Here is a 24,526-nt window from a genome sequence, read left to right as displayed (position 1 = left end):
CAGCCACCACATCAACCCCGACCAAAACTACTGGCCCAACCAAAACAAAAACCCCGGCCAACGGCCGGGGAATCTGTAACCCATGACGCGACTCATCTGTCACCTATGACTCGACTCATCACATGGGTGTCCGAGGGGGGACTTGAACCCCCACGCCCATTAATAGGGCACTAGCACCTCAAGCTAGCGCGTCTGCCATTCCGCCACTCGGACCGAACGCCAATGAATTGGCAGCTAAGGCTATCGGATGGGTCGGCCCGCGCCCAAACGTGCCCGGCCACAAGCGCGCCGCGCACCGACGCCGGCGTCAATGGTAGGAAAGGTGACTGTGACGGTGCCCGCCCAGAATCCCATCGACGACGTCGTGGATGTGGTCAGCACGCTGATCCGATTCGACACCACCAACACCGGCGAGCTCGCCACCACGAGGGGTGAGGCCGAGTGCGCCCGCTGGGTGGCCGCCCAGCTCGAGGAAGTCGGCTACCAGGTCGAGTACCTGGAATCCGGTGCCCCTGGTCGGGGCAACGTGTTCGCCCGTCTCGAGGGCGCGGACCGTTCGCGCGGAGCGCTGCTGATCCACGGACACCTGGACGTAGTGCCCGCCGAGCCCGCCGAGTGGAGTGTGCACCCGTTCTCCGGTGCGATCGAGGACGGCTACGTCTGGGGCCGCGGCGCGGTCGACATGAAGGACATGGTCGGCATGATGCTGGTGTTGGCCCGCCACTTCCGCCGGACCGGCATCGTCCCGCCGCGTGATCTGGTGTTCGCCTTCGTCGCCGACGAGGAGAACGGGGGCAAGTGGGGCTCGCAGTGGCTGGTGGACAACCGGCCCGACCTGTTCGAGGGCATCACCGAGGCGGTCGGCGAGGTCGGCGGGTTCTCGCTCACCGTGCCCCGCCGTGACGGTGGAGAGCGGCGGCTGTATCTGATCGAGACCGCAGAGAAGAGCATGCACTGGATGCGGCTGACCGCGCACGGCCGGCCCGGTCACGGCTCGATGGTGCACGACCAGAACGCGGTCATCACACTGGCCGAGGCGGTCGCGCGGCTGGGCCGCCACCAATTCCCGGTGGTGCCCACCGACAGCGTCGTGCAATTCCTCACGGCCGTCGGCGAAGAGACCGGCTTCACCTTCGACACCGACTCACCCGACTTGGACGGCGCGGTCGAGAAGCTCGGGCCGCTGGCCCGCATCGTGAAGGCCACGCTGCGCGATACCGCCAACCCGACGATGCTCAAGGCCGGTTACAAGACCAACGTGGTGCCGGCCACCGCCGAGGCGATCGTGGACTGCCGGGTGCTGCCCGGGCGTCTGGCCGCATTCGAGGCCGAGGTCGACGAGCTGATCGGGCCGGACGTGACCCGCGAATGGATCACCACCCTGCCGTCGTATGAGACGACGTTCGACGGTGAATTGGTCGAGGCCATGAACGCCGCCCTGCTTGCGGTGGACCCGGACGCCCGGACGGTGCCCTATATGCTTTCTGGCGGAACGGATGCAAAAGCATTCGAACGCTTGGGTATTCGCTGCTTCGGCTTTGCCCCGCTGCGGTTGCCGCCGGACCTCGACTTCGCTGCGTTGTTCCACGGCATCGACGAACGGGTACCCGTAGACGCGCTGAAGTTCGGCACCGAGGTGCTGGCACATTTTCTGACGCACTGCTAGCTAGCCATTCGAGAGGGGATCGAACATGACCACCACGCCCGACCCGTACGCCGCGCTGCCGGAATTGCCGTCGTTTCATCTGGAGTCGTCGTCGTTCGACGACGGGCAGGCGCTGGCGAACGCGCAAGTCAGCGGGATCATGGGCGCCGGCGGCGAAGACGAGAGCCCGCAGCTGTCCTGGTCCGGATTTCCGGATGAGACAAAGAGTTTCGCGGTGACTGTCTACGACCCGGACGCGCCGACCGCCTCTGGATTCTGGCACTGGGCCGTCGCTAACCTGCCCGCGTCGGTCACCGAGTTACCCGCGGGCGCCGGTGACGGCAGTGACCTGCCCGGCGGGGCCCTGACGCTGGTCAACGACGCCGGGCAGCGTCGCTACATCGGCGCCGCGCCCCCGGCCAGCCACGGTGCCCATCGCTACTACGTCGCGGTGCATGCGGTCGACACCGACAAGCTCGACCTCCCGGAAGACGCCAGCCCGGCGTTCTTGGGGTTCAACCTTTTTCAGCACGCCATCGCGCGGGCTGTGATCCACGCGACCTACGAGCAGCACTAGCCGCTCATGCCGACCGGCACCGCGCCGCGCGGTTGTGTGTTGGTGCTGCCGGGCGGCAGTGTGGAAAGCGAGCGGACCGCGCGCCCGTGGCAGCCCGCGAATGTGCGGATGGGGTTCCTGACCAGCGCTCTGCGGCGTGAACTGGGTTCCGCAGCGGACGTGCGACAGGTGCAGTACCGGCTCTGTGGATGGAATGGCTCGCGCATGGATCCGGTGCGTGACGCCGAACGGGTCCTCGACAAAGTCCGGCGCCGGTTCGAGCCGGATTACATTGCGGTCGTTGGTCATTCGATGGGCGGTCGGGTCGCGGCTCACCTGGCTGCGGGCGGCGGCGTCGGAGCGGTGGTGGCACTCGCGCCGTGGTGGGAGCACGGTGACGGCCACTTGATTCCGGCCCATACGCGGCTGTTGGCCGTCCATGGCACGGCGGACACCATCACCGATCCAGGCGCCTCCCGCGCCCAGACTGAGCGGGCGCGTGAGCGCGGACTCGACGCGCAATGGGTGGGCATCGAGGGCGTCGGTCATCACATGGTGCGGCGCTGGCAGGAATGGCACCGTCTGACTACCGATTTCGTGATGGGGCAGTTGGCGCGCTGACGGAAACGACCAGCACGGTCCTTGCGCCCCCGGTGCGGGCCGATTATGGTTTCGGCAGATCGTAGTCATATGACTACACCGTGCATCCGATGGAGGCCAGATCCAGATGACCGAGCTGCCGAGGCCGCCGGAAAGTGCGCCCAACGTCGTGGTGATCCTGCTCGACGATCTCGGCTTCGGTCAATTCGGCTGCTATGGCTCGGACATCGCCACCCCGAACATCGACCGCCTCGCCTCAGGGGGGCTGCGCTACAACCGCTTTCACGTGACCGCACTGTGTTCGCCCACCCGGGCCGCGTTGCTGACCGGCCGCAACCACCATGCGGTCGGGATGGGGTTTCTCGCGGATCTGCCCACCACGCACCCGGGCTACGCCGCGCGGATCCCGCGTTCGGCCGCCACCTTGCCCCGGCTGTTGCGCGATGCGGGGTGGAGCACGCTGGCGGTGGGCAAATGGCATCTGACGCCGCGAGGTGACCGCGCGGGTGCGGGCCCCTACGACACCTGGCCGCTGGGCCAGGGGTTCGAACGCTACTACGGCTTTCTGCGCGGCGACGCCAATCAGTGGGCGCCCGAGCTGGTTCGGGACAATTCGTACGTCGAGCCGCCGGCCACGCCGGACGACGGCTACCACCTGACCGAGGATCTGGCCGACGAGGCGATCCGGATGGTGCTGAATCAGCAGGCGGGTGCGCCGGGAAAGCCATTCTTCCTGTACTTCGCCCCCGGTGCCATGCACTCACCGCATCATGTCGACCGTTCCTGGGCCGACGCGTATGCCGGCAGGTTCGACGCCGGATGGGACCGCTGGCGTGACGAATTGTTCGCCCGCCAAACCGCTTCGGGCATCGTCCCGGACGGCGCCACGCTGACGCCGCGGCCGCCGTGGGTTCAGGGCTGGGATCAACTCGGCCCCGACGAGCAGCGCCTGTATGCGCGCGAACACGAGGTGTATGCGGGCTTCCTCAGTCATACCGACGCGCAGATCGGCAGAGTCGTCGACGCGCTGGAACGCATTGGCGTGCTGGACGACACATTGATTTTCGTGCTGTCCGACAACGGGGCCAGCGCCGAGGGCGGGGTAACCGGCACGATCAACGAGCATCGCTTCACTCATCAGGTACGCGACGACGTCGCGGCGAACCTCGAACGGCTCGACGAGTGGGGTGGGCCTCAGACGTATCCGCACTACTCGTGGGGATGGGCGTGGGCCGGCAACACGCCGTTCCGACTGTGGAAGCGCTACACCTGGCTCGGCGGGACCCGGGTGCCGTTCATCGCGCACTGGCCCAACGGTATTGGCGATCGGGGTGGGATCCGGGGACAGTTCGCCCATGCGATCGACCTAATGCCGACGGTGCTCGATGCGTGCGGAGTCGCCCTGCCCGACTCGGTCGACGGGGTCGCCCAGTCGCCGGTACAGGGCGCCAGCCTGCTGCCCACCTTCGCCGACGCCCACGCCGGTAACCCGCGCGCCGTGCAGTACTTCGAGATGCTGGGTTCGCGCGCTATTTTCGCCGACGGCTGGAAAGCCACCACCGATCACGTGTCGGCCGGTGTGCTGGACGAGGACCTGCTGCTGACCGGGAGCCGGGACTTCGCCGCCGACCGCTGGTCGCTGTTCCATCTCGACGATGATTTCTCCGAATCCCGGGACCTGGCCGCCGAGCACCCGGACGTGCTGGAGCGGCTGATCGGACTCTGGTCGGCTGAAGCGGAGGTGAACAACGTTCTGCCGCTGTCAGATTCATTGATCGGTCGACTGTCGGCGATAGCTCCGCCGCAGTTTCCCGCCGCGCAGAGCGTCACGGTGTATCCCGAGGCCGGCCCGGTATCCGACGAAGCACTGCCGCTGCTGGCCGGTGGTGGTCGCATCATCGCCGACGTCGAGGTAGTGGCGCAGCCGGCGAGCGGGGTGTTGTTCGCGATCGGCGACCTCAACGGCGGCCTGGCCGCATACGTGATCGACGGGCGGCTCAGCGTCACGGTCGCACTTCCCGGTGAGACACTGCGGCTTCGAACCGATCAACAGCTCTCGGCGGGCCGGCACCGGCTGGGCGTGGTGCTGCGACTGGTGTCCGGCGGTGCCGAGGTCGAGGCAGTGATCGACGGCGCGGTCGCCGCGACGGCCACCTCCGCGCACACGCTTCCATTCACCTGGCAGCACGGCGGCACGCAGTTGACGCTCGGCGCCGACCGGGGACTGCCGGTTGCCGGAGACTATCGACCACCGTTCCGGTGGAACGGCACAATACGGTCGGTCAGCGTCGAAGCCGGCGAGTCCGAGCTCGACCAGTTGCAATCGCTCCGCAGCGCCTTGCGCGCCGACTAACCCGACCCCACTGCCTCGCTCAACGATGCGAAACCGGCCTCGCGCAGCCGAATCGCCAACCCGTCGTGAATGTGCTTGGCCCACATGCCGCCGCCGTAGACGAAGCCGGTGTAGGCCTGCAACAGCGAGGCGCCGGCAGTGATGCGATCCCAGGCATCGTCGACGGTCTCGATGCCGCCGACGCCGATCAGGGCGAGTCGACCGCCTGTGCGGCCGTACAGCCGTCGCAGCACCTCGGTGGCGCGGTCGCGCAGCGGCGGCCCGGAGACGCCACCGCTGCCGAGCTCACCGACGCCCGGCGTGGCCAATCCGTCGCGCGACACCGTGGTGTTGGTGGCGACGATGCCGGCCAGGCCGAGTTCGACTGCCAGGTCCGCGATTTCGTCGATATCGCGGTCGGCCAGGTCGGGCGCGATCTTCACCAGAACGGGCGTTGACGTCTCGGCCAGCACCGCGGACAGGATCGTGCGCAGCGACTCGACGGTCTGCAGGTCGCGCAGTCCCGGCGTGTTCGGCGAACTCACGTTGACCACCAGGTACGCGGCGTGCCGACCGACCAGTCGGGCGCTGGCCCGGTAATCCTCGGCGGCGTCCTCGGCCGCTGTGGTCTTGGTCTTGCCGATGTTGACACCGATCGGGACGTCAGACCGGTGGTCGGCCAGTCTGGCGGCCAGTGCGGCGGCGCCGTGGTTGTTGAAACCCATCCGGTTCAGCAACGCGCGGTCGTCGGGCAGCCGGAACAGCCGCGGCGCCGGATTGCCCGGCTGCGGCTGCGCGGTCACCGTACCGACTTCGGCGTAGCCGAAACCCAATGCGCCCCATGCGTTGAGACCGGTGCCGTCTTTGTCGAAGCCCGCGGCCAGGCCCAGTGGCCCGGGAAAACGGACGCCGAACACCGTGCTGGCCAGCACCGGGTCGATCGGTGCCAGTCGACGGCCCAGTTGACGGCGGAGCGGCGCGGCCGCGGTGGCGCCGCGAAGCCCCGCGAAAACCAGCGTGTGGATGCGCTCGGCAGGTACCAGGAACAGCAGACGGCGCAGCGCCGCATACGGTGTCGATTTGTCGGTGGCCACCGTCACGGATCCGGCTGATCGACACGGCTGCTGTGGGCGTTGTCTGCACGAGACTTCTTGCGGCGCAACAATACTCGCCTGCTCCCGTCCGTATACAGCCGCACCCGGGTCAACTCCCAGCCACGATACTCGGCCTCGATCGACAGCCGCGTCGATGCGCTGATGCGGGTCACGTCGGGCGGCAAACGCAAAGGCGCCCACTCGTATTCGTCGCTCATCTCGGTGTCCCAGCCCGCCGGCATCCTGCCGGGTCGCGCGGCCGTCACCTGGGATCCGCCGCATGCTCGATGACCTGGACGCCCTCGCCGTCGCCGGAGAGCACGAACAGCGTGCCCGCGGCATCGTCGAAGGCGAGCGCGTTGGGTTGCCGCACGGATGGGTACCGAACCTTCTCCACTGGTATTCCGGTTGACAGATCGTAACCAATCACAGTATTCGCCGAGGTCTGCGACACCCAGGCCAGCCCGCGCGATCCGGCGACGCCACACGGCGAATCCGCGACGGGGTAGGCCTGGCGCAGGATCAGCGGGTCGACCCCGAACACCAGGAGCTGCCCGCCGCGGGTGTCGCTCACCAGGAGGCGGCCCGCGGAATCGGCTGCGATCGTGGTGGCCCCCAGGCCGGCGCGCAGCGACTGTCCGACTACGCCGTCGGCTTCCACGGTGGTGATCGACGTCTGTCCCCGGTCCAGTACCGCCACCGTATTGCCTTGAGCGGCAAGCGAATCCACATGTGCGTGCACCGGTATACGGCTGGGGTCGGTCGCCTGTGGCTTCATTGCGTACAACGTTCCGTCCGCGGTACCGAGCAGCACGGTGCCGTCGGCGCGACGAGTGATCGCGCTGAACCCGACACCGTCGGCACCTCGGACACCCACGGTCGTGACACGCCCGGTCGCCAGGTCCGCGGCGTAATAGCCACCGCGGGCCGACAGATACGCGGTGCCGGCGCCGTCGCCGGTCAGCCCGCTGGCCGCTCCGGGTAGGGCAATCGTCCGCTCGGATGTTTGCTGATCGCCCAGCAGGACCAGGCTTGTGGGCGCGGTGTCGGTGGGCCCGGACACCAGGATCGCGAGCAGCCCGGTGCTAGGGTCGAACACCGCCGACTGTGGCCGGCCCGGCAGCGGGCGAGTTGTCCCGGCGGGAGCCTGCGTGACCGGCGGAGACTGCGCGGCCTCGGCGGCCGGGATGGCAGCCGGCAGCCCCTCGAGCTGCTTCTTCGAGCACGCGGTCGCAGGACATAGCGAAACCAGCAGGCCAACCGTGATTAGCCGGCGAAGGTATCTGTCGCGATTGCGGTTAGCTGGCACAGGGTGACTCTCAGGTATGCAAGGGGCGGCCGGGTGTCGACGAGGTGGTCGGACTGACGTCCGATCTTAGGGAACATTCTCCGCGCAGGCTCGTCTCGGCTGCGGTTGCCGGAACCGGACCGCAGGGTATGGTCGCCGTATGAGCGTTGCCGAACGCGGCCAATTCTCAGACGGAGAGTTTGCTATCGAGGACATGTGGGTGGGGGTTTTCTCCGCCAAGATCCTGGCCAGCGGTTTCGGGCAGGTCGGCGACGGCCGAAGCTTCGCGTTTTCCATCGAAGGTCAGAAGCTCTTGGTCGAGGTCTACCGCCCACGTCTCAAAGGCCCGGTGCCGCACCCCGAAGACGTTGTCGCCACCGCTGAGCGAAATGTGGTCGACGTCGACATCACCGACGAGCGCAGCTTGGGCGCCGCCGTCCGCGACGCGGTAGCCCTGGCCGACGCGTCGACGTAGATCGGGCCCGCAGGGCTGTCTGGCCCCTCGGGAGCGGGCACCCGGTACGGTCGTCGTCGTGCATGCGGTGCAGGCGATGTCGTGGTGGCAGGTGGTCGTACTGTCCGTCGTGCAAGGCCTTACCGAGTTCCTTCCGGTGTCGTCCTCCGGTCATCTGGCGATCGTGTCGCGGGTCTTCTTCGCCGACGACGCGGGCGCATCGTTCACCGCCGTCAGCCAATTGGGCACCGAGGCTGCGGTTTTGGTGTATTTCTCCCGTGATATCGCGCGGATTCTGACGGCATGGTTCCGAGGGCTGCGCGATGCGGCACGACGCACCGCCGACTACTGGCTGGGGTGGTACGTGATCATCGGCACCATCCCGATCTGTGTGCTCGGTCTGCTGTTCAAAGACGAGATCCGCTCGGGTGTGCGCAATCTCTGGGTGATCGCCACCGCGCTGGTGGTGTTCTCGGCGGTGATCGCCCTGGCCGAGCGAATCGGCAAGCAGAACCGCGACGTCGAGCAACTGACCTGGCGCGACGCCGTCGTCGTCGGCATCGCCCAGACCCTGGCGCTGGTACCCGGGGTGTCTCGATCCGGGGCCACGATCAGTGCCGGTCTGTTCCTCGGCCAGCAGCGCGAACTGTCCGCCCGGTTCGGGTTTCTGCTGGCGATCCCCGCGGTGTTCGCGTCCGGGTTGTTCTCGCTGCCGGACGCCTTCCATCCGGTGCTGGAGGGGATGAGCGCGACGGGCCCGCAGCTGTTGGTGTCGACGGTGATCGCCTTCGCCGTCGGACTGGCCGCGGTGGCGTGGTTTCTACGATTCCTGCTGCGGCACAACATGTATTGGTTCGTCGGCTATCGCGTGGCCGCCGGGGTCGGCGTACTGACCCTGCTGGCCACCGGGACGGTGAGCGCGACATGACCGCTGACGACCGAACCGTGTGCCGCATGAGCGGCAGTGCTGAGGAGCAGCGCAGATGACCGTCATCCTGCTCCGGCACGGCCGGTCCACCTCTAACACCGCGCACGTGCTGGCCGGCCGCTCCGAGGGGGTCGAGCTCGACGACAAAGGGCGGCAGCAGGCCGCGGAAGTGGTCGACCGGCTCGCTGAACTACCGATCCGCGCGATTGTGACCTCGCCGCTGCTGAGGTGCCGGCAGACCATCGAGCCGCTCGCCACCGCGCTCGGCCTCGAGGCGAACGTCGAGGACCGGCTCGCCGAGGTCGACTACGGCGAATGGACCGGCCGCAAACTCGGCGAACTGGTCAACGAGCCGCTGTGGGCGGTGGTCCAAGCGCACCCCAGCGCCGCGGTGTTCCCGGGCGGCGAGGGTCTGGCGGACGTACAGACCCGGGCCGTCGCCGCGATTCGTGAGCATGACGCCCGCTTGGCCGAAGAGCACAAAGGCGACGCACTGTGGCTGGCTTGTACTCACGGCGATGTCATCAAGGCGGTGGTCGCCGACGCGCTGGGCCTGCACATGGACGGCTTCCAGCGGGTGTCGGCGGACCCGGCGTCGGTGAGTGTGATCCGTTACACACGGCTGCGGCCGTTCGTGCTGCACTCCAACCACACCGGCGCGCGGCTGACGTCTGCGTTGACGCCACCGCCGGCCCCCGAGGGAAAGACACCCGACGACGCCGCTGTCGTCGGTGGCTCGACCGACTGAGCCGTCCGCCCGGGCCTGGATTTACAGAAGGGCCGCAACTGCCGGTATTTTGGACATGTCATGTCTCGCGCGATCCACGTCTTCCGCTCACCCGACCGATTCGTCGCCGGGACCGTTGGGCAGCCCGGAAACCGCACTTTCTACCTGCAGGCTGTGCACGACGCCCGGGTGGTCTCGGTGATTCTGGAAAAACAGCAAGTCGCGGTGCTCGCCGAGCGGATCGATGCGTTGCTGGTCGAGGTCAACCGGAGGTTCGGCACGCCCGTTCCGCCGGAGACCGACAAGGTGGAAGATCTAAGCCCGCTGGTGACTCCGGTCGACGCCGAATTCCGGGTCGGGACCATGGGATTGGGCTGGGACTCCGAGGCGCAGACGGTGGTGGTCGAACTGCTTGCCGTCAGTGACACCGAATTCGACGCCTCGGTCGTGCTCGACGACACCGACGAGGGACCCGACGCAGTCCGGGTGTTCCTCTCGCCGCAGTCCGCCCGCGAGTTCGCCACCCGGTCCAACGCGGTCATCTCCGCCGGCCGGCCGCCGTGCCCGCTGTGTGAAGAGCCACTGGATTCCGACGGGCACATCTGCGCGCGGACAAACGGCTACCGTCGCAGCACGCTGCTCGGGCCGGACGATGACGCCGAGGCCTGACGATCGCGAGGTCCTGCGTACCGGCGAGCTGACGGTCCTGGGACGCATCCGCTCCGCCAGCAACGCCACCTTTCTGTGCGAGGCGACGCTGGACGAGCACACCGTGCACTGCGTCTACAAGCCCGTCTCCGGCGAGCAGCCACTCTGGGATTTTCCCGACGGCACGCTGGCCGGCCGCGAACTCGGCGCCTACCTGGTTTCGGCGCACTTGGGCTGGAACATCGTGCCGTACACCATTATTCGGCACGGCCCGGCAGGTGAGGGCATGCTCCAGCTGTGGGTGGACCAGCCCGGCGACACCGCTGAATCGGAGCCCGGCCCCGACCTCGATCTCGTCGACCTGGTCCCGGCCGATCGTTGTCCGCGCGGCTATCTGCCGGTGTTGCGCGCCTACGACTACGCCGGCGATCCCGTCGAGCTGGTGCACGCCGACGACGTCCGGCTGTGGCGGATGGCGGTGTTCGACGTGCTGGTCAACAACGCCGACCGCAAGGGCGGGCACGTGCTGCGCGGTGTCAACGGTGACGTCTACGGCGTGGACCACGGCGTGAGCCTGCACGTCGAGGACAAGCTCCGCACCGTCCTGTGGGGGTGGGCCGGGAAAAAGATCGACGACAAGACGCTGGAGAGGGTGTCGTGTCTGGTCGACGGGGTGTCCGACTCACTCGGGGAAGCGTTGGCCGAGCACATCACCAGCGCCGAGATCGCGGCGCTGCGGATGCGCGCCCGCGTGCTGCTCGCCCATCCGGTGATGCCCGGCCCCGATCGGCATCGCCCGATTCCCTGGCCGGCGTTCTAGGCGCCGATGTCCCGTTCTCTCACCCTGACACTCGAGGCGCCCGTCACCGTCGACGAGATTCTGTCGGCCTTCGCAGACCCCGCCTACTGGGAGGCCAGGTTGGCCGCGTTCGACAGCGGCACCGCGACGCTGAATTCGCTGACCGTCGACCCGGACGGCGGCGTGACGGCGGCGCTGACCGTCAGCCTGTTCGCGAACCGGTTGCCGAAAGTCGTCACCGCATTGGTTCCCGGTGATTTCGAGATGGCCCGCACCGAGGCGTGGCAACCGGCGGCCGACGGCCACGCGCGCGGCACGATCGACGTCCAGGTCCCCGGTGCCCCGGTGTCCGCGGTCGGCGCGGTGTCGTTGGTGCCGGTGGGCAGCGGCTCGCGGTTGGACTTCAGCACCACCGTGCGGGTCAACATCCCGTTGGTGGGCGGCCAGGTGGAGAGCTTCATCGTCAGCCGGCTCGGCGACGAGATCGGCGCCGTCCAGCGCTTCACCAACACCTGGATCGTGACGAACCGCTGAGGTGGTCAGGGATACTGGACCGGTGACCCCCGAGCCCGTCAGCGACGCCGCGCTGGCCGCCGACCTCGCTCAGGAGGCAGGCGAGCTACTGCTGGCCGTGCGCGAGCGGGTGGGCTTCGGCTATCCGTGGCTGCTCGGCGACGAGGGCGACAGCCAGGCGAACGCGCTGCTGCTGGAGCGGTTGCACGCCGAGCGTCCGGATGACGCCGTGCTCAGCGAAGAGGCCTACGACGACCTGACCCGGCTGCAGTCCGACCGGGTCTGGATCGTGGATCCGCTCGACGGGACCCGCGAATTCTCCTGGGAGGGCCGCAACGACTGGGCCGTACACGTCGCGTTGTGGCAACGCTATGGCGGACCGAACGGTGCGATCACCGACGCCGCCGTCGCGCTGCCGGCGATGGGTGAGGTGTACCGCAGTGACACGGTAATCGGGCCCACCGCAGAGCTTTCCGGTCCGATCCGGATCACCGCCAGTTCCAACCGGCCGCCCGCCGTGCTCTATTACCTGGCCCGGCAGCTCGACGTGGAATTCGTCCGGATCGGCTCGGCCGGCGCGAAAGCCATGTCGGTGATCCGCGGTGACGCCGACGCCTACATCCATGCCGGCGGCCAGTGGGAGTGGGATTCGGCCGCCCCGGCCGGGGTGATCCTGGCGGCCGGCATGCACGCCTCGCGGCTGGACGGTTCGGAGATGATCTACAACCGGCCCGACCCGTATCTGCCCGACTTTCTGATGTGTCGCTCCGAACTCGCCGATCTGTTGCTGGGCGCGATCCGGGTGGCGAGCTAGCGACCGAGGAATTCCAGCCAAGCCCCAGCAGTTGTCGCTCTCATGTCGTCTGCCACGCAACCCTCGCTCTCACCGGGCCGTTGCACCGACCGCATCGTCGCCACGCCGGCCCCATTGCCCGGCTCCTCCTCGGCCCGCTCCCCGGGCCGCATCGTCGCCACGCCTACTCCATTGCCCGGCTCCTCCTCGGCCCGCTCTTCGGGCCGCATCGTCGCCACGCCGGCCCCATTGCCCGGCTCCTCCTCGGCCCGCTCCCCGGGCCGCATCGTCGCCACGCCTAAAGTCGTACCCATGCAGTCGTGGGCGTCGGCACCCCTCCCAGCGCTGCCGGGACGCGGCCCGGAGCTGCGGCTGTACGACAGCTCCGATCGCCAGGTGCGCCCGGTGTCGGCCGGGCCGACGGCCACCATGTACGTCTGCGGCATCACCCCCTACGACGCGACGCACCTCGGCCACGCCGCCACCTACCTGGCGTTCGACCTGATCCACCGGATCTGGCGCGACCTCGGCCACGACGTGCACTACGTCCAGAACGTCACCGACGTCGACGATCCGCTGTTCGAGCGGGCCGATCGCGACGGCATCGACTGGCGCGACCTCGCGGCCCGCGAAACCGACCTGTATCGCCAGGACATGGCCGCGCTGCGGGTGCTGCCGCCGCGCGAATACGTCGCCGCCACCGATGCGGTGGACGAGGTCGTCGAGCTCGTCGAGAAAATGCTGGCCTCCGGCGCCGCGTACGTCGTCGAGGATGCCGAGTTCCCCGACGTCTACTTCCGCGCCGACGCCACCGCGCAGTTCGGCTACGAGTCCGGCTACGACCGCGAGACCATGCTGACGCTGTTCGCCGAACGCGGTGGGGACCCGGACCGTGCGGGCAAAACCGATCAGCTCGACGCGTTGCTGTGGCGGGCGGTGCGCCCCGGCGAGCCGAGCTGGCCCTCACCGTTCGGACCCGGGCGGCCGGGCTGGCACGTCGAGTGCGCGGCGATCGCCCTCAGCCGCATCGGAAGCGGGCTGGACATTCAGGGTGGCGGCAGCGATCTGGTCTTCCCGCATCACGAGTTCACCGCCGCCCACGCCGAATCCGTCAGCGGCGAACGGCGATTCGCGGGGCACTACGTGCACGCCGGCATGATCGGACTCGACGGCCACAAGATGTCGAAGAGTCTCGGCAACCTGGTGCTGGTGTCGGGACTGCGCGCCGACGGCGTCGAGCCCGCGGCCATCCGGCTGGGTCTGCTGGCCGGGCACTACCGCGCCGATCGCGAGTGGACGCCGCAGGTGCTCGAGGACGCCCGAGTGCGGCTGCAGCGGTGGCGGGCTGCCACCGGCCTGGCCGCCGGACCCGACGCCGGTGACGTGATCGCCCGGGTCCGCCAGTATCTGGCCGACGACCTCGACACGCCCAAAGCGCTTGCCGCACTTGATGGTTGGTCAACCGACGCGCTGGAATACGGCGGCCACGATGCTGAAGCCCCATCGGCGGTCGCAGCGCTTACCGATGCGCTACTGGGAGTGGAATTGTCGTCTGCGCCCGCCTAGCAGGTAGGTTGCCGCCATGACGTCAGTGAACTCGCAAGTCGTATTCATCACCGGTGGCGGCCACGGAATCGGGGCCGAGGTGGCCCGCCGCCTGCACGCCAAGGGCGCGAAGCTGGTGCTGACCGATCTGGACGAGAACGCGCTGACGAGCATCTCCGACGAACTCGGCGACGAGCGGGTCCTCACCGTCGTGGCGGACGTCTGCAACTTGGCCGCGATGGAGGACGCCGCGGAGCAGGCCGTCACCAAGTTCGGTGGCATCGACGTGGTGCTGGCCAACGCCGGGATCGCCAGCTACGGATCGGTGCTGCAGGTCGACCCGGCGGCGTTCAAGCGGGTCATCGACGTCAACCTGACCGGTGTCTTCCACACCGTGCGCGCGACGCTGCCCGCCGTGATCGGGACCAAGGGCTACGTGCTGATCGTCTCGTCGCTGGCCGCGTTCGCGGCCGCGCCCGGCATGAGTCCCTATGACGCGTCGAAGGCCGGGGTGGAGCACCTGGCCAACGCACTGCGGCTGGAGGTCGCCGGGCACGGCGTCACGGTCGGCTCGGCGCACATGTCCTGGATCGACACCGCGCTGGTCCGCGACAGCAAGGCCGACCTGCCGTCGTTCACCGAGCTGCTGTCCAAGCTGCCGTGGCCGCTGAACAAGACGACGTCAGTGGACGACTGCGTGGCGGCCTTCGTCAAGGGCATCGAACAGCGCAAGCGACGGGTCTACTGCCCCGGTTGGGTCGGCTATTTCCGCTGGCTCAAGCCGCTGCTGTCGACCCCGGTCGGGGAGAACGCGGTGTCGAAGACCGCGAAGGACCTGCTGCCCCGGATGGACGAGGAAGTCAAAGCGCTCGGGCGCTCCACCAGCTCCTACAACGCGAAGTTCGACCACTCCTAGCGTGCGATCGGGCTAGCCGCTACCGACCGAAACCCGGCCGGCGGCGGCGCAGATAGCGCTCGAACTCGGCGGCCAGTGCGTCGCCGTCGATCTTGTTCAGCGCCTCGCTCATGTCGACCTCGGCGTCGCCGCGCTGCTCCAACGACTGCACGTACTCGGCGATCTCGTCGTCGTCGGCGGTCATCTCGGTGACCGCCTGCTCCCACTCCTCGGCCTCCGCGGGCAGGTCGGCCAGCGGCACCTCGATGTCGAGCACCTCCTCGACGCGGCGCAACAACGCGACGGTCGCCTTGGGGTTGGGCGGCTGCGACACGTAGTGCGGCACCGCGGCCCAGAACGTGACCGCCGGGATACCGGCCATCACGCAGGCGTCCTGAAACACCCCGGCGATGCCGGTCGGCCCCTCGTAACGGGTTTCCTGCAGGCCGAAACGCCTTGCCGACTCGGGGGAGTAGGCCGCCCCGGAAACCGGCACCGGCCGCGTGTGGGGCGTGTCGGCGAGCAGCGCACCCAGGATCACCACCGTGTCGACGTTCAACTTGTCGGCGACGGCCAGCAGCTCGGCGCAGAAGGTGCGCCACCGCATGTTCGGCTCGACGCCGTGCATCAGCACGATGTCGCGGTCGGCGCCGGGCGGGCGGCAATGCGAGATCCGCATCGACGGCCACACCAGCTCCCGCGTGACGCCGTCGACCTGCCGGATCACCGGCCGGTTCACCTGGTAGTCGTAATAGGCCTCGTCGTCGATCTCGACGATCGGGTCGGCCTCCCAGATGGCGTCCAAGTGCTCGAGCGCGTCGCTGGCCGCGTCGCCGGCATCGTTCCAGCCCTCGAACGCAGCCACCACAATCGTGTTGTGCAGCTCGGGGAATGAGGCGCTGACGTCGTGCGAGGTCACGCAATTAGCGTACGACGTGATCGTGGTCGCGGCGCGAAGAGCGGCGGCCGTTTCGCGCAGTCCGGTTATGCTTGCCACGACGAATGCGCCTGCCCCACGACTTTCACCCGAGACGAAATATGTTCGGCGGCAATCTCGTTACCCCTGAAAAATTGCGACACTGCCGACAAGATCCGTGAGCTGACGCTCTGAGACACCGCGATCGACGAACGGGTCGAGTCGAGCTGGGCGTCCAGACGTCGTACGACGACGTAGACTTTTCTGGTCGAGAGGCGTTGCAACGGTTCTCCGGCCCCTGCCGGTATCCGCCACGCTCGGCAGAGTTAAGGACGCCTTCCGTGATGGAAGGAACATGCGTGAGCGCCATTGAATCGGACACCTTCGCGCCGAACATTCGCCCCGACTGCACCGACGAACTGACGGCTGCGCTCGGCCGGCGGATCATGGTGATCGACGGGGCCATGGGCACGGCGATCCAGCGCGACCGGCCCGACGAGGCCGGTTACCGCGGCGACCGGTTCACCGAGTGGCCGAGCGCTCTCCAGGGAAACAACGATCTGCTCACTCTGACGCAGCCGCAGATCATCGAAGGGATCCACCGGGAGTACCTCGAAGCGGGTGCCGACATCCTGGAGACCAACACGTTCAACGCGAACGCGGTCTCGCTTTCCGACTACGACATGGCCGACCTCAGCTACGAGCTGAACTACGCCGGCGCCGCCCTGGCCCGCAAGGCCGCCGACGCGTTCAGCACCCCGGAAAAGCCCCGTTACGTCGCCGGCGCAATCGGTCCCACGACGCGGACCGCGTCGATCTCGCCGGACGTCAACGACCCCGGCGCCCGCAACGTCTCCTACGACCAGCTGGTCGCGGCCTACCTTGAAGCCGCCAACGGGCTGGTCGACGGCGGTGCCGACCTGATCATCATCGAGACCATCTTCGATTCGCTGAACGCCAAGGCCGCGGTGTTCGCGGTGGAGACGTTGTTCGAGGACCGCGGCCGCCGCTGGCCGGTGATCATCTCGGGCACCATCACCGACGCCTCGGGGCGGACGCTGTCCGGTCAGGTCACCGAAGCGTTCTGGAACGCGATCAGGCACGCCAAGCCGATCGCGGTCGGCCTCAACTGCGCCCTGGGCGCGCCGGAGATGAGGCCCTACATCGCCGAGGTGGCGCGCATCGCCGACACCTTCGTCTCCTGCTACCCGAACGCCGGCCTGCCCAACGCGTTCGGCGAGTACGACGAATCCCCGGAGCGGCAGGCCAGCTACATCGCCGAGTTCGCCGAGGCCGGTCTGGTCAACCTGGTCGGCGGCTGCTGCGGGACGGCGCCGCCGCACATCGCCGAGATCGCCAAGGTCGTCGAGGGCAAGGCGCCTCGCGGGTTGCCGGAGATCGGCGAGGCCACCCGGCTTTCTGGCTTGGAGCCGCTCAACATCACCGAAGACTCGCTGTTCGTGAACATCGGCGAGCGCACCAACATCACCGGCTCCGCCCGGTTCCGCAACCTGATCAAGGCCGAGGACTACGACACCGCGCTGTCGGTCGCCCTGCAGCAGGTCGAGGTCGGTGCGCAGGTCATCGACATCAATATGGACGAGGGCATGATCGACGGCATCGCCGCGATGGATCGGTTCACCAAGCTGATCGCGGCCGAGCCGGACATCAGCCGCGTCCCGGTGATGATCGACTCCTCGAAGTGGGATGTCATCGAGGCGGGCCTGAAGAACGTGCAGGGCAAGCCGATTGTCAACTCGATCTCCATGAAGGAGGGCGAGGAGAAGTTCGTCCGCGAAGCCCGGCTGTGCCGCAAGTACGGCGCCGCCGTCGTCGTGATGGCTTTCGACGAGCAGGGTCAGGCCGACAACCTGGAGCGACGCAAGGAGATCTGTGGTCGCGCCTACCGGATCCTGACCGAGGAGGTCGGTTTCCCGGCCGAGGACATCATCTTCGACCCGAACTGCTTCGCGCTGGCGACCGGTATCGAGGAGCACGCGACCTACGGGATCGACTTCATCGAGGCCTGCGCCTGGATCAAGGAAAACCTTCCCGGGGTGCACATCTCCGGCGGTATCTCGAACGTGTCGTTCTCGTTCCGGGGGAACAACCCCGTCCGCGAGGCGATCCACGCCGTGTTCCTGTTCCACGCCATCAAGGCCGGCCTGGACATGGGCATCGTCAACGCCGGCGCCTTGGTGCCCTACGACTCCATCGATCCCGAGCTGCGGGACCGGATCGAAGACGTCGTCCTGAACCGTCGCGAGGATGCGGCCGAAAGGCTGCTGGAAATCGCGGAACGGTTCAACAAGACGGAGAAGACCGAAGACCCGAAGGCGGCCGAATGGCGCAGCCTGCCGGTACGCGAACGCATCACCCACGCCCTGGTCAAGGGCATCGACGCCAACGTCGACGACGATACCGAGGAATTGCGGGCCGAGATCGAGGGTGCCGGTGGTCGCCCGATCGAGGTGATCGAAGGCCCGCTGATGGACGGCATGAACGTCGTCGGTGACCTCTTCGGTGCAGGCAAGATGTTCCTGCCCCAGGTCGTGAAGTCGGCCCGGGTGATGAAGAAGGCCGTGGCATACCTGCTGCCGTACATCGAGGCGGAGAAGGCGCAGGCCGGTACCACCGCCAACAAAGACACCAACGGCACGATCATCATGGCGACGGTCAAGGGCGACGTCCACGACATCGGCAAGAACATCGTCGGGGTCGTCCTGCAGTGCAACAACTACGAAGTGATCGACCTCGGTGTGATGGTGCCTGCACAGAAGATTCTGGACGCGGCCAAGGAGCACAACGCCGACATCATCGGCCTGTCCGGCCTGATCACCCCGTCCCTGGACGAGATGGTCAACTTCGCCGTCGAAATGGAACGTGAGGGGCTGGAGATTCCGCTGCTGATCGGCGGCGCGACCACCTCGCGCGCCCACACGGCGGTCAAGGTCTCGCCGCGTCGGAGTGGTCCGGTGGTCTGGGTCAAGGACGCGTCGCGCTCGGTCCCGGTGGCCGCGGCGCTGCTGGACGACAAGCAGCGCCCAGCGCTGCTCGAGGCGACCGAGAAGGACTACGCGTCGCTGCGCGAACGGCACGCCCAGAAGAGCGAGCGGCCGATGGTGACGCTGGAGAAGGCGCGCGCGAACCGGACGCCGATCGAGTGGGACGGCTACACGCCGCCGGAGCCCGCCCAGGGTCTCGGCGTCCGGGAGTTTCTCGACTACGACATCGCTGAGCTCCGCGAGTACATCGACTGGCAGCCGTTCTTCAATGCCTGGGAGATGAAGGGACGATTCCCCGACATCCTGAACAACCCGGTGTCGGGCGAGGCGGCCCGCAAGCTCTACGACGACGCTCAGGAGATGCTCGACACCCTGATCAAGGAGAAGTGGCTGACCGCCAACGGGGTGATCGGGTTCTTCCCCGCCAACGCGGTCGGCGACGACATCGAGGTCTACACCGACGACACCCGCACCGAGGTGCTGACCACGTTGTACAACCTGCGCCAGCAGGGCGAGCACCGGGACGGCATCCCGAACCGGAGCCTCGGCGACTTCATCGCGCCCAAGGACACCGGTCTGGCCGACTACGTCGGCGCCTTCGCCGTCACCACGGGGCTCGGCAGCGCCGACAAGATCGTCGAGTTCCAGGCAGCCAACGACGACTACAACGGGATCTTGCTGGAGTCGCTCGCCGATCGGCTGGCTGAGGCGTTCGCCGAACGGATGCACCAACGGGTCCGCAAAGAGTTCTGGGGATTCCAGCCTGACGAGCAGCTGGACAACGAGTCGCTCATCGGTGAGAAATACCGCGGAATCCGTCCCGCCCCCGGCTACCCGGCCTGCCCGGAGCACACCGAGAAGGTGACGCTCTGGGAGCTGATGGACGTCAAGGAGCGGACCGGCATAGAGCTGACCGAGTCGATGGCGATGTGGCCCGGTGCCGCCGTCAGCGGCTGGTACTTCTCCCACCCGCAGTCGCAGTATTTCGTGGTCGGCCGGATGGCCCAGGACCAGGTCGCCGACTACGCCAAGCGCAAGGGCTGGACGTTGCAGGAAGCCGAGCGCTGGCTGGGCCCCAACCTCGGCTACAACCCGGAGGACTGAGTCGAACTTGGTTGAGCTCGCACAACCGCAGCCGACTCCGCACGAGGATCTTCCGGTCGATCCGCGCGCCGCGCGCCGGGCGTTCTTGTCCGCCGTCCGATTCGCCTCGGTGGCGGCGATCGGCGGCCTGTTGTTCGGCTTCGACATCTCGGTGACCAACCGCGCGGTCAAAGCGCTGCAGGCCACCTTTCACATCGGCAACGGGCTGCTGGGTTTCGCGACCGCATCGGGTGTGCTGGGTGCCGCGATCGGTGCCGTGTGGGCCGGCCGGCTCGGCGACCGCTTGGGCCGATTGTCGATCATGAAGCTTTCGGCGGCATCGTTTTTCGTGTGCGGACTCGGTACCGCGCTGGCGCCCGACATCTGGACGTTCATCGTTTTTCACCTGATCGGCGGTGTCGGCATCGGCTTCTCGTCGGTCGCCGCTCCCGCCTACATCGCCGAGGTGTCACCGCCACGTTTCCGCGGCCGGCTCGGCTCGCTGCAGCAGCTCGCCATCGTGTGCGGTCTGTTCGGCGCGGTGGCACTGACCTGGGTGCCGTTCCACATCGCCGGTGGGGCCGGCAAGCCGCTCTGGCTTGGCCTGGCGGCGTGGCGCTGGACATTTCTCTGCGAGTTGCTCCTGGCGCTGCTCTACTTCGTGCTGCTGTTCACCATCCCGGAGTCGCCGCGCTATCTGGTTGCCAAGCAACGTATTTCGCAGGCCACCCAGGTGCTCTCCACGTTGCTGGGTGAGCGCGACGCCCAGCACACCGTCGCCCGGATCGCCGACACGCTCGAACAGGAGAAGCCGCCGTCGTGGCGCGATCTGCGCGCGCCGACCGGTGGCCTGTACGGCATCGTCTGGGTCGGCTTGGGGCTGGCTGTCTTTCAGCAGTTCGTCGGCATCAACGTCATCTTCAACTATTCCGATCTGCTCTGGGAGGCAGTGGGATTCGGCGAGAAATCGTCGTTCACCATCGGCCTGGTGACCACCGGGGTCAACGTGCTGATCACGCTGGTGGCGATAGCGTTGATCGACCGGATCGGTCGCCGGCCGCTGCTGCTGGCGGGATCGGCAGGGATGTCGCTGATGCTGGTCACCATGACGGTCGTGTTCGCGGGCGCGTCGGTGCACAACGGTCGGCCCGAACTCGACGGGCCGTCCGGAATCGTCGCGCTGGTGGCGGCCGATCTGTTCGTGGTCTCGTTTGCGGTCTCTTGGGGGCCGATCCTGTGGGTGCTGCTCGGCGAGATGTTCCCCAACCGCATCCGATCGGCAGCGTTGGGCTTGGCTTCCGGCGTCCAGTGGATGGCCAACTGGACCATCGCGGTGTCGTTTCCGGCGCTGCGACACGCGCTGCCGGTGGCGTACGGCATCTACACGTTGTGCGCCGTGCTGTCGTTCGTTTTCGTCTGGCGATGGGTGCGCGAGACCAACGGGGTGTCGCTGGAAGACATGCCCGACGAGGTGTCCCCGGCTGCGTGAGGACGGGCTCAACGCCGCGAGGACCGGGATTCTGTGCACGCTCGCGCCGTGTCGCGCACCCCCCGGTAGCTGAAACCGCCGTGACGTCGATCAGCTACGCATGACAGAATCCCTGGCCGTGAAGACCTTCGAGGATTTGTTCGCCGAACTCGGCGAACGCGCCCGCACCCGTCCGCCCGGCAGCGGCACCGTTGCCGCGCTGGACAGCGGCGTGCACACCCTGGGCAAGAAGATCCTCGAAGAGGCCGGCGAAGTGTGGTTGGCCGCCGAGCACGAGTCCGACGAGGCGCTGGCCGAAGAGATCAGCCAGTTGCTGTACTGGGCCCAGGTGTTGATGATCGCCCGCGGCCTCACGCTCGACGACGTGTACCGGAAACTCTGATGACGTCGAACCACAACGGCTCGGACAACCTGCGCGTCGCTGTTCCGAACAAGGGTGCGCTCAGCGAGACCGCCGTCGAGATCCTCTCCGAGGCCGGCTACCGGCGACGCACCGATCCCAAAGACCTCACTGTCATCGATCCGCACAACCACGTCGAGTTCTTTTTCCTGCGGCCCAAAGACATCGCCATCTACGTCGGCTCCGGGGAACTCGACTTCGGTATCACGGGACGGGATTTGGCGCGTGAGTCACGTGCGCCCGTCCACGAGCGACTCGCGCTGGGGTTCGGCTCCTCCACTTTCCGCTATGCCGCGCCGGCCGGCCGGAACTGGACCATCGACGACCTGGCGGGACGACGCATCGCCACCGCATACCCGAACATCGTCCGAGAAGACTTGGCGGCGCGCGGTATTGAGGCGACGGTCATCCGGCTCGACGGTGCCGTCGAGATCTCGGTGCAGCTCGGAGTCGCCGACGCGATCGCCGACGTGGTGGGCTCCGGGCGGACGCTGAACCTGCACAACCTGGTGGCGTTCGGCGATGCCCTGTGCGACTCCGAAGCGGTGCTCATCGAGCAGATCGACCCGCACGCCTCCGAGCGCCCGGACGTCGCCGCACGCGATCAGCTGGTGGCGCGGGTGCAGGGCGTGGTGTTCGGCCAGCAGTATCTGATGCTCGACTACGACTGTCCGCGTTCGGTTCTCGACGAAGCCACCTTGATCACACCAGGGTTGGAGTCGCCCACTATCTCTCCGCTGGCCGACCCCGACTGGGCGGCCGTCCGGGCGCTGGTGCCCCGCCGCGGCGTCAACGCGATCATGGACCAGTTGGCCGCGATCGGCGCCAAGGCGATCCTGGCATCGAACGTCCGCTTCTTCCGATTCTGATTCGCACACCTCCCTCAGGCAGCCGCGCTGTGTTAGCGTCCGGCTACAGCAGCGGTTGTTTGCCGATCCCTGAGGAGTGGTAGCAATGTCGCACATGACGCATTTCTATGTTCTGCTTTTGGCTCTCGGAATCGGCGTGGTCGCGGGCTTGCGAACTTTCACCGCTCCGACGGTGGTCGCCTGGGCCGCGGTGGCGCACTGGATCAACCTGACCGGCACATGGGCGTCGTGGGTGGGCAACCTCATCACCGCCATCGTGTTCAGCGTGCTGGCGGTCGGCGAGCTCTATCTCGACCAGCAGCCCAAGACACCTCCGCGCACCGCGCCGCCGGCATTCATCGGACGCATCATCTCCGGCGGGTTCGCCGGGGCGGTCATCGGGACCGCCTGGGGGGTCACGTGGACTGCGCTCGGGGCCGGCGTGGTCGGCGCGGTCCTGGGCACGCTCGGTGGCTACCAGGTGCGCGCCCGGCTGGCGAAGTCGTTCGGTCGCGACCTGCCGGCCGCACTGCTCGAAGACGTTGTCGCCGTTGGTGGTGGATTCGCGCTCGCCGCTCTCACTGCCGCTCTGTGACACAGCATTTCGACGCGATCATCGTGGGGGCCGGTCAGGCCGGGCCTCCGCTGGCCGGACGGTTGACCGCCGCCGGTCAGACCGTTGCGCTGGTGGAGCGCAAGCTCTTCGGCGGCACCTGCGTCAACACCGGCTGTATCCCGACCAAGACACTGGTGGCCAGCGCGCACGCGGCACATCTGGCCCGCCGGGGCGCCGATTACGGCGTCAGCACCGGGCCGGTCAGCGTCGACATGTCAAAAGTCAAGGCGCGCAAGGACGGCATCGTTTCCGACGACCGCAAAGGTGTGGAGGACTGGCTCGACGGGATGGACGGCTGCACGGTCTTTCGCGGCCACGCGCAGTTCGTCGACCCGCACACGGTCCAGGTCGGTGACGATACGCTGCACGCCGAGCGGATTTTCCTCAACGTCGGTGGCCGCGCGGTGGTGCCGGACATCCCCGGGCTGGCCGACGTCGACTACCTCACCAATGTCTCGATTCTCCAACTCGACACGGTGCCCGAACATCTCGTCGTGGTGGGCGGTAGCTACATCGCGCTCGAATTCGCCCAGATGTACCGCCGCTTCGGCGCTCGGGTGACGGTGGTCGAAAAAGGTCCGCGGCTGGCATCCCGCGAAGATCACGACGTCTCCGACGCCATCCGCTCGATCCTGGAGAACGAGGGCGTCGACATCATCGTCGATGCCGGCGATGTCCGAGTTTCCCCGCGCGACAACGGCTTCGAACTGACACCGGGAGCCGGACACGCCCCCGTCGAGGGGAGTCATTTGTTGCTCGCGGTGGGTCGGCGCCCCAACACCGACGACCTCGGCCTCGAGCACGCCGGAGTCGACGTCGACGACCGCGGCTACATCGTCGTCGACGATCAACTGCAGACCAGCGTCGACCACATCTGGGCGCTGGGCGACTGCAACGGCAAAGGTGCGTTCACGCATACCTCGTACAACGACTTCGAGATCGTCGCCGCCAACCTTCTCGATGACGACCCGCGCCGGGTGAGCGACCGCATCACGACGTACGCGCTCTACATCGACCCACCACTGGGGCGTGCCGGGATGACCGTCGATCAGGTACGGGCGACCGGCCGACCCGCACTGGTCGGCCGGCGACCGATGACACGCGTCGGGCGAGCAGTGGAAAAGGGTGAGACGCAAGGCTTCATGACAGTCGTGGTGGACGCCGAGACGCATCAGATCCTCGGCGCGGCCATCCTGGGGGTCGGCGGTGACGAGGTCATTCACGGCATCCTCGACACCATGTCCGCCAAGGCGCCCTACACCACGCTGGCCCGCACGATGCACATCCACCCGACCGTCAGCGAGCTGATTCCCACGTTGCTGCAAGAACTGTCGCCGCTGCAGTAGCGACCG

At 67.5% G+C, this 24,526-nt stretch carries 24 protein-coding genes and 1 tRNA gene; 19 read left to right on the top strand and 6 right to left on the bottom strand.

Annotation, left to right across the window (positions count from 1 at the left end; all coding sequences use genetic code 11):
- Positions 1-127: 127 nt before the first annotated feature.
- Positions 128-213: transfer RNA gene (locus CYU59_RS03450), tRNA-Leu, on the bottom strand.
- Between the two features lie 97 nt (positions 214-310).
- Between CYU59_RS03450 and CYU59_RS03445 the strand changes: the two genes are divergently transcribed.
- The 4 genes from CYU59_RS03445 (at position 311) to CYU59_RS03430 (ending at position 5,154) form a co-directional block, all read left to right on the top strand.
- Entirely contained in the window at positions 311-1,666 is a 1,356-nt protein-coding gene (locus tag CYU59_RS03445) for a M20/M25/M40 family metallo-hydrolase (protein ID WP_292975911.1), read from the top strand.
- Between the two features lie 25 nt (positions 1,667-1,691).
- On the top strand, positions 1,692-2,222 hold the full coding sequence (locus CYU59_RS03440) for a YbhB/YbcL family Raf kinase inhibitor-like protein (protein WP_292975908.1): 531 nt from the start codon (positions 1,692-1,694) through the stop codon (positions 2,220-2,222).
- Between the two features lie 6 nt (positions 2,223-2,228).
- On the top strand, positions 2,229-2,822 hold the full coding sequence (locus tag CYU59_RS03435; RefSeq protein WP_292975906.1) for a dienelactone hydrolase family protein: 594 nt from the start codon (positions 2,229-2,231) through the stop codon (positions 2,820-2,822).
- Positions 2,823-2,928: 106 nt separating this feature from the next.
- Positions 2,929-5,154, top strand: a complete 2,226-nt coding sequence (locus CYU59_RS03430) for an arylsulfatase (RefSeq protein WP_292975904.1) — start codon at positions 2,929-2,931, stop codon at positions 5,152-5,154.
- Here CYU59_RS03430 and CYU59_RS03425 read toward each other — a convergent pair.
- From CYU59_RS03425 to CYU59_RS03415, 3 genes are read right to left on the bottom strand one after another with little or no spacing between them, the layout of a single operon-like run.
- Complete coding sequence (locus CYU59_RS03425; RefSeq protein ID WP_292975930.1) at positions 5,151-6,194, bottom strand: quinone-dependent dihydroorotate dehydrogenase; 1,044 nt, start codon at positions 6,192-6,194, stop codon at positions 5,151-5,153. The two genes, CYU59_RS03430 and CYU59_RS03425, sit on opposite strands and share 4 nt — an antisense overlap.
- Positions 6,195-6,229: 35 nt before the next feature.
- Positions 6,230-6,493, bottom strand: coding sequence for a DUF5703 family protein (locus CYU59_RS03420; protein WP_292975902.1), 264 nt, complete (start codon positions 6,491-6,493; stop codon positions 6,230-6,232).
- Positions 6,490-7,428: a hypothetical protein gene (locus CYU59_RS03415; RefSeq protein ID WP_292975927.1), complete on the bottom strand. Its 939-nt coding sequence runs from the start codon at positions 7,426-7,428 to the stop codon at positions 6,490-6,492. Before CYU59_RS03415 ends, CYU59_RS03420 begins: the two co-directional genes overlap by 4 nt.
- 247 nt (positions 7,429-7,675) lie before the next feature.
- Here CYU59_RS03415 and CYU59_RS03410 point away from each other — a divergent pair, with 247 nt between their 5' ends.
- From CYU59_RS03410 to CYU59_RS03380, 7 genes are all read left to right on the top strand, one after another.
- On the top strand, positions 7,676-7,990 hold the full coding sequence (locus CYU59_RS03410; protein ID WP_292975900.1) for a hypothetical protein: 315 nt from the start codon (positions 7,676-7,678) through the stop codon (positions 7,988-7,990).
- A gap of 76 nt (positions 7,991-8,066) precedes the next feature.
- The gene (locus CYU59_RS03405) at positions 8,067-8,897 is read left to right on the top strand and encodes an undecaprenyl-diphosphate phosphatase (RefSeq protein WP_292975924.1); all 831 of its coding nucleotides are present in this window, start codon (positions 8,067-8,069) and stop codon (positions 8,895-8,897) included.
- 55 nt (positions 8,898-8,952) lie between these two features.
- Positions 8,953-9,645, top strand: a complete 693-nt coding sequence (locus CYU59_RS03400) for a histidine phosphatase family protein (RefSeq protein ID WP_292975897.1) — start codon at positions 8,953-8,955, stop codon at positions 9,643-9,645.
- A gap of 60 nt (positions 9,646-9,705) precedes the next feature.
- Positions 9,706-10,293 (top strand): DUF3090 domain-containing protein, encoded by a 588-nt coding sequence (locus CYU59_RS03395; RefSeq protein WP_292975895.1) that lies wholly within the window; start codon positions 9,706-9,708, stop codon positions 10,291-10,293.
- Positions 10,277-11,092, top strand: a complete 816-nt coding sequence (locus CYU59_RS03390; protein WP_292975892.1) for an SCO1664 family protein — start codon at positions 10,277-10,279, stop codon at positions 11,090-11,092. The genes CYU59_RS03395 and CYU59_RS03390 overlap by 17 nt, the downstream gene beginning before the upstream one ends.
- A gap of 6 nt (positions 11,093-11,098) precedes the next feature.
- Positions 11,099-11,605, top strand: a complete 507-nt coding sequence (locus tag CYU59_RS03385) for a DUF2505 domain-containing protein (RefSeq protein ID WP_292975889.1) — start codon at positions 11,099-11,101, stop codon at positions 11,603-11,605.
- Positions 11,606-11,627: 22 nt separating this feature from the next.
- A complete protein-coding gene (locus tag CYU59_RS03380) occupies positions 11,628-12,398 on the top strand; it encodes an inositol monophosphatase family protein (protein ID WP_292975887.1) in 771 nt (256 codons plus the stop codon).
- Here CYU59_RS03380 and CYU59_RS03375 read toward each other — a convergent pair.
- Positions 12,395-12,673, bottom strand: coding sequence for a hypothetical protein (locus CYU59_RS03375; protein ID WP_292975884.1), 279 nt, complete (start codon positions 12,671-12,673; stop codon positions 12,395-12,397). The genes CYU59_RS03380 and CYU59_RS03375 overlap by 4 nt on opposite strands.
- Before the next feature lie 16 nt (positions 12,674-12,689).
- Between CYU59_RS03375 and mshC the strand changes: the two genes are divergently transcribed.
- Complete coding sequence (gene mshC / locus CYU59_RS03370) at positions 12,690-13,943, top strand: cysteine--1-D-myo-inosityl 2-amino-2-deoxy-alpha-D-glucopyranoside ligase (RefSeq protein WP_292975882.1); 1,254 nt, start codon at positions 12,690-12,692, stop codon at positions 13,941-13,943.
- Positions 13,944-13,959: 16 nt separating this feature from the next.
- On the top strand, positions 13,960-14,838 hold the full coding sequence (locus CYU59_RS03365; RefSeq protein ID WP_292975880.1) for an SDR family oxidoreductase: 879 nt from the start codon (positions 13,960-13,962) through the stop codon (positions 14,836-14,838).
- 19 nt (positions 14,839-14,857) lie between these two features.
- Here the strand turns inward: CYU59_RS03365 and CYU59_RS03360 are convergent, their stop codons facing one another.
- Positions 14,858-15,736 carry a PAC2 family protein gene (locus CYU59_RS03360; protein WP_292975878.1) on the bottom strand — a complete coding sequence of 293 codons (879 nt, stop codon included), beginning with the start codon at positions 15,734-15,736 and terminating at the stop codon, positions 14,858-14,860.
- A gap of 341 nt (positions 15,737-16,077) precedes the next feature.
- Between CYU59_RS03360 and metH the strand changes: the two genes are divergently transcribed.
- From metH to CYU59_RS03330, 6 genes are all read left to right on the top strand, one after another.
- Positions 16,078-19,842 carry a methionine synthase gene (metH, locus tag CYU59_RS03355; protein ID WP_292975876.1) on the top strand — a complete coding sequence of 1,255 codons (3,765 nt, stop codon included), beginning with the start codon at positions 16,078-16,080 and terminating at the stop codon, positions 19,840-19,842.
- A gap of 85 nt (positions 19,843-19,927) precedes the next feature.
- Positions 19,928-21,310, top strand: a complete 1,383-nt coding sequence (locus CYU59_RS03350; protein ID WP_292975922.1) for a sugar porter family MFS transporter — start codon at positions 19,928-19,930, stop codon at positions 21,308-21,310.
- Positions 21,311-21,410: 100 nt separating this feature from the next.
- A complete protein-coding gene (locus tag CYU59_RS03345) occupies positions 21,411-21,692 on the top strand; it encodes a phosphoribosyl-ATP diphosphatase (protein WP_292975873.1) in 282 nt (93 codons plus the stop codon).
- Positions 21,692-22,579, top strand: a complete 888-nt coding sequence (gene hisG / locus CYU59_RS03340; RefSeq protein ID WP_292975870.1) for an ATP phosphoribosyltransferase — start codon at positions 21,692-21,694, stop codon at positions 22,577-22,579. The genes CYU59_RS03345 and hisG overlap by 1 nt, the downstream gene beginning before the upstream one ends.
- Positions 22,580-22,673: 94 nt before the next feature.
- Positions 22,674-23,153 (top strand): DUF4126 domain-containing protein, encoded by a 480-nt coding sequence (locus CYU59_RS03335; protein ID WP_292975868.1) that lies wholly within the window; start codon positions 22,674-22,676, stop codon positions 23,151-23,153.
- A complete protein-coding gene (locus tag CYU59_RS03330) occupies positions 23,150-24,520 on the top strand; it encodes an FAD-containing oxidoreductase (protein ID WP_292975866.1) in 1,371 nt (456 codons plus the stop codon). Before CYU59_RS03335 ends, CYU59_RS03330 begins: the two co-directional genes overlap by 4 nt.
- Positions 24,521-24,526: the final 6 nt, after the last annotated feature.

It is taken from the genome of Mycobacterium sp., from assembly GCF_002863225.1.
Taxonomy (GTDB): domain Bacteria; phylum Actinomycetota; class Actinomycetes; order Mycobacteriales; family Mycobacteriaceae; genus Mycobacterium.
Note: the sequence above shows the minus strand (reverse complement) of the source record. Positions and strands in the feature narration are given on the sequence as shown.

Bases quoted from the DNA above. Each gene is read 5' to 3' on its own strand.
- CYU59_RS03345 (WP_292975873.1), top strand. From the start codon at position 21,411: ATGACAGAATCCCTGGCCGTGAAGACCTTCGAGGATTTGTTCGCCGAA.
- CYU59_RS03440 (WP_292975908.1), top strand. From the start codon at position 1,692: ATGACCACCACGCCCGACCCGTACGCCGCGCTGCCGGAATTGCCGTCG.
- mshC (WP_292975882.1), top strand. From the start codon at position 12,690: ATGCAGTCGTGGGCGTCGGCACCCCTCCCAGCGCTGCCGGGACGCGGC.
- CYU59_RS03410 (WP_292975900.1), top strand. From the start codon at position 7,676: ATGAGCGTTGCCGAACGCGGCCAATTCTCAGACGGAGAGTTTGCTATC.
- CYU59_RS03390 (WP_292975892.1), top strand. From the start codon at position 10,277: ATGACGCCGAGGCCTGACGATCGCGAGGTCCTGCGTACCGGCGAGCTG.
- CYU59_RS03430 (WP_292975904.1), top strand. From the start codon at position 2,929: ATGACCGAGCTGCCGAGGCCGCCGGAAAGTGCGCCCAACGTCGTGGTG.
- hisG (WP_292975870.1), top strand. From the start codon at position 21,692: ATGACGTCGAACCACAACGGCTCGGACAACCTGCGCGTCGCTGTTCCG.
- CYU59_RS03395 (WP_292975895.1), top strand. From the start codon at position 9,706: ATGTCTCGCGCGATCCACGTCTTCCGCTCACCCGACCGATTCGTCGCC.
- CYU59_RS03435 (WP_292975906.1), top strand. From the start codon at position 2,229: ATGCCGACCGGCACCGCGCCGCGCGGTTGTGTGTTGGTGCTGCCGGGC.
- CYU59_RS03385 (WP_292975889.1), top strand. From the start codon at position 11,099: ATGTCCCGTTCTCTCACCCTGACACTCGAGGCGCCCGTCACCGTCGAC.
- CYU59_RS03365 (WP_292975880.1), top strand. From the start codon at position 13,960: ATGACGTCAGTGAACTCGCAAGTCGTATTCATCACCGGTGGCGGCCAC.
- CYU59_RS03400 (WP_292975897.1), top strand. From the start codon at position 8,953: ATGACCGTCATCCTGCTCCGGCACGGCCGGTCCACCTCTAACACCGCG.
- metH (WP_292975876.1), top strand. From the start codon at position 16,078: ATGGAAGGAACATGCGTGAGCGCCATTGAATCGGACACCTTCGCGCCG.
- CYU59_RS03405 (WP_292975924.1), top strand. From the start codon at position 8,067: ATGTCGTGGTGGCAGGTGGTCGTACTGTCCGTCGTGCAAGGCCTTACC.
- CYU59_RS03335 (WP_292975868.1), top strand. From the start codon at position 22,674: ATGACGCATTTCTATGTTCTGCTTTTGGCTCTCGGAATCGGCGTGGTC.
- CYU59_RS03445 (WP_292975911.1), top strand. From the start codon at position 311: ATGGTAGGAAAGGTGACTGTGACGGTGCCCGCCCAGAATCCCATCGAC.